An 8,738-nucleotide genomic window follows, 5' to 3' on the forward strand; every position below is an offset into this window, starting at 1 on the left:
CCGGCGCGGCGCCATCGCCTTCGCAGGCGTGCCGGCAGCCGCCGCACAGGCCCCGCCACCGGCGCCCGACGTGGCGCCCGCAGAACCGGAGGAATTCGTGCACGAACCCGACCTCGAGGAAGCCGCCATCCGTTTTGCCAATGGCGACCATGCCGGCGCGGAGTCCGGCCTGCTCGAAGTGCTGGCGCAGCACGAGCAGGACGATCCCCAGCAGCAGCTGGAGATCTGGATGACGCTGTTCGACCTGTACCGCGCCATCGGGGAGCACGAGCGCTTCGAGGCGCTGGCGATCGACTATGCGGCCCGGTTCAGCCGCTCGGCGCCGCTGTGGTTTTCCATGCCCGAACTGCTGGGCCTGCAGGCGCAGCCCGCGCCGGCCACCACGGGCTTCCCGCAGCGCGAGTTCAGCTGGAACTCGCCGACCACGCTGGCCGCGCAATCGGTGGTGGCGCTGCAGGCGTCGCTCGCCCGCGCCGCCCCGCCCTGGACGCTGACCTGGTCGCGCCTGGCCGCCATCGACGAGGCCGCCGTGCCGCTGCTGGCCAACCTGTTCACGCAGTGGGCGGAGCAGGAGGTGCAGCTGACGTTCTTCGGCGTGGAGGCGCTCAACACGGTGCTGGAAGCCTGCACCCAGTCCGGAGACCGGGACACGTCGCCCGAGTGGTGGCGCTTGCGCATGGCGGCGCTGCGCCTCATGGGCCGCCCCGACGAGTTCGAACTCGTGGCGCTCGACTACTGCGTGACCTACGAGGTCTCGCCGCCATCATGGATCTCGCCGCGGTGCAGTTATTCCAGCGATGACAGCGGCGCCCCGGTGCCCGCAGATGCCACGCCCTCCGATTTGCATGCCTCGGGCTACGGCGAACCCTCGTCCATGCCGGCGGGCCTGGAGAGTGCCGAGCCTTCGGCATCGCTGTCCGGCCACATCGAAGGCGACGCGGTGCCGTTGCTGGCGCCGTTCGAGGAGCAGGTGAAGCCCGGTGCGCCGCTGATCATCGCGTGCGACCGCCTGGTGCGGGTGGACTTCGCGGCGGCCGGCTCGGTGCTCAACTGGGCGGCCGAGCAGCAGGCCCAGGGCCACGCGGTCCACTTCGTCAACCTGCAGCGGCTGGTGGCGGTGTTCTTCAACGTGATCGGCGTGAACGAACACGCCTGGGTCGTTCCGCGCAAGAACTGACCCTCGGGCACAGGGCGCCGGCAGGGCGCGCTGGCCGCTCTTCATGCCCCGTGCAACGCCGTGCGCGGGGGGCGTTGCAAACCGTGCGGGCATCCCCACATGCCAACGCTATGGAACAGTTTCACGGCACCACCATCCTCAGCGTCCGCCGCCAGACGGCGGACGGCATCCAGGTCGCCATCGGCGGCGACGGCCAGGTCACCCTGGGCAACATCGTGGTCAAGGGCACCGCGCGCAAGGTGCGCAAGCTCTACCACGGCAAGGTCCTGGCGGGCTTCGCCGGGGCCACGGCCGATGCGTTCACGCTCTTCGAACGGTTCGAGGCCAAGCTGGAAAAGCACCAGGGCCACCTGACGCGCGCGGCCATCGAACTCACCAAGGACTGGCGCACCGACCGCGTCCTGCGCCGCCTGGAGGCCATGCTGGCGGTGGCCGACACCAGCGCCTCGCTCATCATCACTGGCAACGGCGACGTGCTGGAGCCCGAGCAGGGCATCGTGGCCATCGGATCGGGCGGCGCCTATGCGCACTCGGCGGCCAAGGCGCTGCTGAACCACACCGAGCTCAGCGCGCAGGAAGTGGTCAAGAAGTCGCTGGAGATCGCCGGCGAACTGTGCATCTACACCAACATGAACCACACCATCGAGACGCTCTGAGCGCCCCGGCGGTTACTATTATTTTGATAGCTGTCTGCCTTAGAAGAATATGTGCTGACGGCTGATTTGATTGCAGGTCCCCATGTCGTCCATGACCCCCCAGGAAATCGTCTCCGAACTCGACCACCACATCGTCGGCCAGGCCAGCGCCAAGCGCGCCGTCGCCATCGCGCTGCGCAACCGCTGGCGCCGCCAGCAGGTGGAAGGCAGCCTGCGCCACGAGATCACGCCCAAGAACATCCTCATGATCGGCCCCACCGGCGTGGGCAAGACCGAGATCGCGCGCCGCCTGGCCCGGCTGGCCGATGCGCCCTTCATCAAGGTCGAGGCCACCAAGTTCACCGAGGTGGGCTATGTGGGCAAGGACGTGGACTCCATCGTCCGCGACCTGGTCGAGATGGCCGTCAAGCAGGCGCGCGAGAGCGACATGAAAAAGGGCCGCGCCCGCGCCGAAGACGCGGCCGAGGACCGCATCCTCGACGTGCTGGTGCCGCCCGCGCGGGGCCATGCGGCGGCCGAGGCCGCGCCGCCGGCCGACAGCACCGCCCGGCAGGTGTTCCGCAAGAAGCTGCGCGAGGGCCAGCTGGACGACAAGGAAATCGAGATCGACGTGGCCGACGCCCGGCCGCAGCTGGAGATCATGGGCCCGCAGGGCATGGAAGAGATGGCCGAGCAGCTGCGTGGCATGTTCAGCCAGATGGGCCAGGAAAAGCGCCGCACGCGCAAACTCAAGATCGCCGAGGCGCTCAAGCTGCTCACCGACGAGGAGGCCGCCAAGCTCGTGAACGAGGACGAGGTGAAGACCCGCGCCGTGCAGAACGCCGAGCAGAACGGCATCGTCTTCATCGACGAGATCGACAAGGTGGCCACCCGGCAGGAATCGAGCGGCTCGGACATCTCGCGCCAGGGCGTGCAGCGCGACCTGCTGCCGCTGGTGGAGGGCACCACCGTGTCCACCAAGTACGGCATGGTCAAGACGGACCACATCCTGTTCATCGCCTCGGGCGCTTTCCACCTGAGCAAGCCGAGCGACCTGATCCCCGAGCTGCAGGGGCGCTTTCCGATCCGCGTCGAACTCGAATCGCTGTCCGTGCAGGATTTCGAAGCCATCCTCACGCAGACGCATGCCTCGCTGGTCAAGCAGTACCAGGCCCTGCTGGCCACCGAAGGCGTTACGCTCGAATTCGCGCCCGAGGGCATCACGCGCCTGGCGCACATCGCCTTCGAGGTGAACGAGCGCACCGAGAACATCGGCGCGCGCCGGCTGTCCACGGTGATGGAGCGGCTGCTGGACGAAGTGAGCTTCGATGCCGCCCGTTTGTCCGGCCAAACGGTGGTGGTGGATGCTGCGTACGTGAACGCGCGGCTCGAGTCCTTGAGCCAGGACGAGGATTTGTCGCGCTATATCTTGTAAAAGATTCCGGCGTGTTGCGGGCCCCTGGATTCTTGCCCGGATTCCAGGTTGCCCGAGAGCCTTCAGGTATCACTTGCATAGCCTGGGCTAAGTGCTTATTCAGTAAAGCATTTTGGGTGTTCTCCACTGGCACTGTCGGTGCTAAGTCGTTGATTTCATTGCAAAACTTTGTTGCACCTGGCGGGGCTCGGTATTTTTTTCCTGCTACAGTGCAAAAAAGTGCAATTAAGTGGTGAAAAGTGCCCTCGTGCGTCCATTCCGGATGCGCAGGCGCGACAACGAGCTGGGGTTCGATTCCGTGTTTCAAGGGGCGTCATCGCTGAGTCTGGATGCGAAGGGAAGGCTTTCCGTGCCTACCCGGCATCGTGACGTCCTCGCGGCGACCGCCAACAGTCAGCTCACCATCACCAAGCATCCGCACGGCTGCCTCATGGTGTTTCCCCGCCCCGAATGGGAAAAATTCCGCGAACGCATTGCCGAGCTGCCCATGTCCGCCCAGTGGTGGAAGCGCATCTTCCTGGGCAACGCGATGGACGTGGACATGGATGGCACCGGCCGCGTGCTGGTCTCGCCCGAACTGCGGCAGGCCGCCGGCATCACCAAGGACACGATGCTGCTCGGCATGGGCAACCACTTCGAGCTGTGGGACAAGGCCACCTACGAGGCGCAGGAGGCTGTTGCCATGCAGGCCGAGATGCCGGCCGCTTTCCAGGACTTTTCTTTCTGAGGCCATGGTGAACGCACCGCTGCAACACACCACGGTCTTGCTGGGCGAGGCGGTCGACGCCCTGCTGGGCGCCGCCGGCCCCGCGCCCGCCGGCGTGTGGATCGATGCCACCTTCGGCCGTGGCGGGCACTCCCGCAAGATACTGGACCGGCTGGGGCCGGGCGGGGGCCTCGTGGCGTTCGACAAGGACCCCGAGGCCATCGCAGAAGCAGCGCGCATCACCGATGCGCGCTTTTCCATTCGGCATGAAGGATTCCGCCATCTGGCCGAACTGCCCGAGCGCAGCGCCGCGGGCATCCTCATGGACCTGGGCGTGAGTTCACCCCAGATCGACAGCCCCGGCCGGGGCTTCAGCTTTCGTTTCGACGGCCCGCTGGACATGCGCATGGACACCACGCGCGGCGAGAGCGTGGCCGATTGGCTGGCCACGGCCGAGGTCGGGCAGATTGCGGAGGTGATACGTGACTACGGCGAAGAACGGTTTGCTGGCCCCATTGCAAAGGCGATTGTTGCTCGTCGCGAGGAGCGGGGCCCTCTTGCCACCACCGCTGAACTGGCCCAACTCGTGGCTGGCTCGGTCAAGACCCGCGAAGCAGGCCAGAACCCTGCAACGCGCACATTTCAGGCTCTTCGGATTTTCATCAACGCCGAGCTTGAAGAGCTGCAACAGGCGCTAGAGGCCAGCCTGCGGGTGCTCGCACCCGGTGGCCGGCTGGTGGTGATCAGCTTCCATTCGCTGGAAGACCGCATCGTCAAGCAGTTCATCGCCCAGCATTCCAAGGAGGTCTTCGACCGCCGCGCGCCATTTGCGCAGCCGCAGCCCATGCGGCTCAAGGCGCTGGACCGCATCAAGCCCACCGCAGCCGAGATCGAGGCCAATCCCCGCTCCCGCAGCGCGGTGATGCGCGTGGCCGAGCGCACGGAGGTGCAGTCATGACGCGCCTGAGCCTGGTGCTGCTGCTGGGGGTGATGGTGAGCGCGCTGTACCTCGTGCACATGCAGTACGAGTCGCGGCGCCTGTTCACCGAGCTGGACCGCGCGGTGGCCGAGTCGCGCCGGCTGGAGACCGAACACCAGCGCCTGCAGGTCGAAAAGCGCGCCCAGGCGACGCCGCTGCGGGTGGAAAAGCTCGCCCGCGACCGCCTGCAGATGCGCACGGCCACGCCGGCCATCACGCAGTACGTCGCCGACGACGGCACGCCGGTGGTCACGGCCGCCACGGCAGCGCCCGTGCCGGCCACGCCGGGTGGCGCGGGGAGCGTGCGCCGATGAGCCGCAGCGTCAACTACACCTCCAGCCCGCTGCTGGCCAGCAAGACGCCGGTCTGGCGCAGCAAGTTCATCGTCGCCATGGTGGCGCTGGGCTTCGTGGGCCTGGGCGCCCGCGCGGCCTACGTGCAGGTGTTCGGCAATGCGTTCTTCCAGCGGCAGGGCGAGGTGCGCTTCGCCCGCACGCTGGAGCTGCCCGCCAACCGGGGCCGCATCCTGGATCGCAACGGGCTGATCCTGGCCTCCAGCGTGCCGGCGGCCAGCATCTGGGCCATTCCGGAAGACGTGGAGCAGGACAAGCCCGAGGTGCGCGAAAAGCTCCAGCAACTGGCCAAGCTGCTGGAGATGCCGCTGCCCGCGCTCAAGACCAAGCTCGCGGACGAGGACAAGACCTTCGTCTGGATCAAGCGCCAGCTCGACTGGGAGGTCGGCCAGCAGATCGCCGCCCTCGACATCAAGGGCATCTACCAGCGCAAGGAATACAAGCGCCAGTACCCCGAAGGCGAATCGGCCGCGCACGTGGTGGGCTTCACCAATGTGGAAGACCATGGCCAGGAAGGCATGGAGCTGGCCTTCGACCAGCAGCTGGCCGGCAAGGCCGGCTCGCGCCGCGTCATCAAGGACCGCCTGGGCCGCGTGGTGGAGGGCGTGGGCGCCGAGGTGCCGCCGGTGGACGGGCAGGACATGCAGCTGTCCATCGACAGCAAGGTGCAGTTCTTCGCCTACCAGAAGCTGCGCGACCAGGTGGCGCTGCACAAGGCCAAGGCTGGCAGCGTGGTGGTGATCGACGCGCACACGGGCGAGCTGCTGGCGCTGGCCAACTACCCGAGCTACGTGCCCGACAAGCGCCAGAACCTCACCGGCGAGCAGCTGCGCAACCGCGCGCTCACCGACGTGTTCGAGCCCGGCTCCACCATGAAGCCGTTCACCATCGGCCTGGCGCTGGAGACCGGCCGCGTGCGCCCGGAAACCATCGTGGACACCAACCCCGGCCGCGTCACCATCACGGGCTCGACCATCTCCGACACGCACAACTACGGCGTGCTCACGGTCGAGGGTGTGATCCAGAAATCCAGCAACGTGGGCACCACCAAGATCGCCATGCAGATGCCGGCGCGCGAGATGTGGGAGACCTTCTCGGCGGCCGGTTTCGGGCAGAAGCCGCAGATCCACTTCCCCGGCGTGGTGAGCGGCCGCCTGCGGCCCTACAAGACCTGGCGCCCGGTGGAGCAGGCCACCATGTCCTACGGCTACGGCCTGTCGGCCAGCCTGCTGCAGATGGCGCGCTCGTACACGGTGTTCGCCAACGGCGGCCAGATCATTCCCGCCACCATGCTCAAGTCGAGCACGCCGGCGGTCGGCGTGCCCGTGTTCTCCGAGCGCACGGCCGACCAGGTGCGCAAGATGCTGCAGATGGCCGCGGGCCCCGGCGGCACGGGCCAGCAGGCGCAGACCGTGGGCTACTCGGTGGGCGGAAAATCCGGCACCGCGCGCAAGCAGGTGGGCAAGAGCTATGCCTCGGGCAAGTACCGGGCGTGGTTCACCGGCATGGCGCCGATCGACAAGCCGCGCATCATCGTCGCGGTGATGATCGACGAGCCCAGCAACGGCGTGTTCTACGGCGGTGCGGTGGCGGCGCCGGTGTTCAGCGCCGTGGTGCAGCAGACCCTTCGCATGATGGGCGTGCAGCCCGACATGGCCGTCAAGCCCCAGATCGTGGCCAACACCGTGGAGGAATCGCTATGACGACGACCCCGCTGCTCACCTCGGTGCACGACGCCGTGCAATGGCTGGCCGCCCGGGTGACCGGTACGCTGCAGACCGACAGCCGGCTCATCCAGCCCGGCGACGGCTTCATCGCCTGGCCGGGCGCCGCCACCGATGGCCGCGCCCATGTGGGCGACGCGCTGGCGCGTGGCGCCATGGCCTGCCTGGTCGAGCACGAAGGCATCGAGGCCTTCGATTTCGCCCATGCGCCGGTGGCCGCGCTGCGCGGGCTCAAGGCCATCACCGGAACGCTGGCGGCCGAGTGGTTCGGCCACCCCACGCAGTCGATCGACGTGCTGGCCGTGACCGGCACCAACGGCAAGACCAGCGTCAGCTGGTGGCTGGCCGATGCGCTCAACCTGCTGGCGCGCAACGAACTGGCGGCGCCCGGCGGCTGCGCGCTGATCGGTACGCTGGGCGCCGGCGTGCCGCCTGCGCTCGAGTCCACCGGCCTCACGACGCCGGACCCGGTGCGCCTGCAGCGCGCCTTCGCCCATTTCGCCAAAGAAGGCCATGTGGCCTGCGCGATCGAGGCTTCGTCCATCGGGCTGGCGGAGCACCGCCTGACCGGCACGCGGGTGCGGGCGGCCCTGTTCACGAATTTCACCCAGGACCACCTGGACTACCACCCGAGCATGGCGGCCTACTGGCAGGCCAAGAGCACCTTGTTCGACTGGCCCGGGCTGCAGATCGCCGTGGTCAACATCGACGACCGGCACGGCGCCGAACTGCACGAGACGCTGTCCCAGCAGCCGCTGGACCTGTGGAGCGTTTCCTTGCAGGGGCCCGCACGGCTCCAGGCCCGGGACATCGCCTGGGGCGATGGCGGCCTGTCGTTCACCGTGGCCGAGGGCGCGCAAAGCCATGTGCTGCAGACGCGGCTCATCGGCCACTACAACGTGGGCAACCTGCTGCTCGTGATGGCCACGCTGCGGGCGCTGGGCGTGCCGCTGGAGCATGCGCTCTACGCCTGCGCGCAGCTGTCGCCGGTGCCGGGCCGCATGGAGCAGATCCATGTGCCGCACCAGCCCCTGGTCGCCGTGGACTACGCCCATACGCCCGATGCGCTCGACCAGGCGCTGCAGGCGCTGCGCCCCATCGCGGCGGAGCGCGGCGGGCGGCTGTGGTGCGTGTTCGGCTGCGGCGGCAGCCGCGACCGCACCAAGCGGCCCCTGATGGGCGCGGTCGCGCAGCAGCGGGCCGATGCGGTCATCGTCACCAGCGACAACCCGCGCGGCGAAGTGCCGGCGGACATCCTTCACGAAATCCTGCAGGGCACCGTGGCCGGGCGCACCGTGCGCGCCGAGGTGGACCGCGCCGCGGCGATCGCGCTGGCGCTGTCCGAGGCCGGGCCGCGCGACGTGGTGCTGATCGCCGGCAAGGGTCACGAGGACTACCAGGAGGTGGCGGGCGAGCGCCGGCCGTTCTCCGACATGGCCCACGCCCAGGCCGGCCTGGCCGCCCGGGGAGGCCGCGCATGATGACGCTGCAGCAGGCGCTGGGGTTCATCCAGGCGCGCGTGCCCACGGCCCGGCTGGTGGGCGAGGGCGCGCTGCCGCTGTCCCGCGTGCACACCGACACGCGCACGCTGCAGGCGGGCGATTTGTTCCTGGCGCTCAAGGGCGAGCGCTACGACGCCAATGCCTTTCTGGCCAATGCGCGCACGGCCGGCGCCGCTGCGGCCGTGGCCCACGGCGGCCTGGAGGGCCGCCGGCCTGCCCGGCATCGA

Annotated in this window: 8 protein-coding genes and 1 pseudogene; all 9 read left to right on the top strand. The window is 68.4% G+C overall.

All coding sequences use genetic code 11. The features are described 5' to 3' along the window. Positions 1–1,177, top strand: a 1,177-nt coding sequence (locus AC27KI_RS15280) for an STAS domain-containing protein (RefSeq protein WP_487114572.1), incomplete at its 5' end; no start/stop codon positions are given. A 110-nt stretch (positions 1,178–1,287) separates the two neighbouring features. After that, positions 1,288–1,833, top strand: coding sequence for an ATP-dependent protease subunit HslV (gene hslV / locus AC27KI_RS15285; protein ID WP_272567200.1), 546 nt, complete (start codon positions 1,288–1,290; stop codon positions 1,831–1,833). An 82-nt stretch (positions 1,834–1,915) separates the two neighbouring features. Next, positions 1,916–3,247 carry an ATP-dependent protease ATPase subunit HslU gene (gene hslU / locus AC27KI_RS15290; RefSeq protein ID WP_284429476.1) on the top strand — a complete coding sequence of 444 codons (1,332 nt, stop codon included), beginning with the start codon at positions 1,916–1,918 and terminating at the stop codon, positions 3,245–3,247. Between the two features lie 298 nt (positions 3,248–3,545). Beyond that, entirely contained in the window at positions 3,546–3,974 is a 429-nt protein-coding gene (gene mraZ / locus AC27KI_RS15295) for a division/cell wall cluster transcriptional repressor MraZ (protein WP_272569587.1), read from the top strand. Positions 3,975–3,981: 7 nt separating this feature from the next. Next, on the top strand, positions 3,982–4,911 hold the full coding sequence (rsmH, locus tag AC27KI_RS15300) for a 16S rRNA (cytosine(1402)-N(4))-methyltransferase RsmH (protein WP_487090097.1): 930 nt from the start codon (positions 3,982–3,984) through the stop codon (positions 4,909–4,911). After that, positions 4,908–5,246 (top strand): cell division protein FtsL, encoded by a 339-nt coding sequence (ftsL, locus tag AC27KI_RS15305; RefSeq protein ID WP_284405268.1) that lies wholly within the window; start codon positions 4,908–4,910, stop codon positions 5,244–5,246. Before rsmH ends, ftsL begins: the two co-directional genes overlap by 4 nt. Then, positions 5,243–6,988, top strand: a complete 1,746-nt coding sequence (locus tag AC27KI_RS15310) for a peptidoglycan D,D-transpeptidase FtsI family protein (protein ID WP_272567204.1) — start codon at positions 5,243–5,245, stop codon at positions 6,986–6,988. Before ftsL ends, AC27KI_RS15310 begins: the two co-directional genes overlap by 4 nt. Then, positions 6,985–8,490 carry a UDP-N-acetylmuramoyl-L-alanyl-D-glutamate--2,6-diaminopimelate ligase gene (locus AC27KI_RS15315; RefSeq protein WP_487114574.1) on the top strand — a complete coding sequence of 502 codons (1,506 nt, stop codon included), beginning with the start codon at positions 6,985–6,987 and terminating at the stop codon, positions 8,488–8,490. Before AC27KI_RS15310 ends, AC27KI_RS15315 begins: the two co-directional genes overlap by 4 nt. Next, positions 8,487–8,738, top strand: a pseudogene (locus AC27KI_RS15320) (Mur ligase domain-containing protein); the annotation flags it as partial. The gene AC27KI_RS15315 and the pseudogene AC27KI_RS15320, both read left to right, overlap by 4 nt.

This window comes from Acidovorax sp. KPB24-03 (assembly GCF_057546605.1).

Bases quoted from the DNA above. Each gene is read 5' to 3' on its own strand.
- AC27KI_RS15310 (WP_272567204.1), top strand. From the start codon at position 5,243: ATGAGCCGCAGCGTCAACTACACCTCCAGCCCGCTGCTGGCCAGCAAG.
- AC27KI_RS15315 (WP_487114574.1), top strand. From the start codon at position 6,985: ATGACGACGACCCCGCTGCTCACCTCGGTGCACGACGCCGTGCAATGG.
- ftsL (WP_284405268.1), top strand. From the start codon at position 4,908: ATGACGCGCCTGAGCCTGGTGCTGCTGCTGGGGGTGATGGTGAGCGCG.
- hslV (WP_272567200.1), top strand. From the start codon at position 1,288: ATGGAACAGTTTCACGGCACCACCATCCTCAGCGTCCGCCGCCAGACG.
- hslU (WP_284429476.1), top strand. From the start codon at position 1,916: ATGTCGTCCATGACCCCCCAGGAAATCGTCTCCGAACTCGACCACCAC.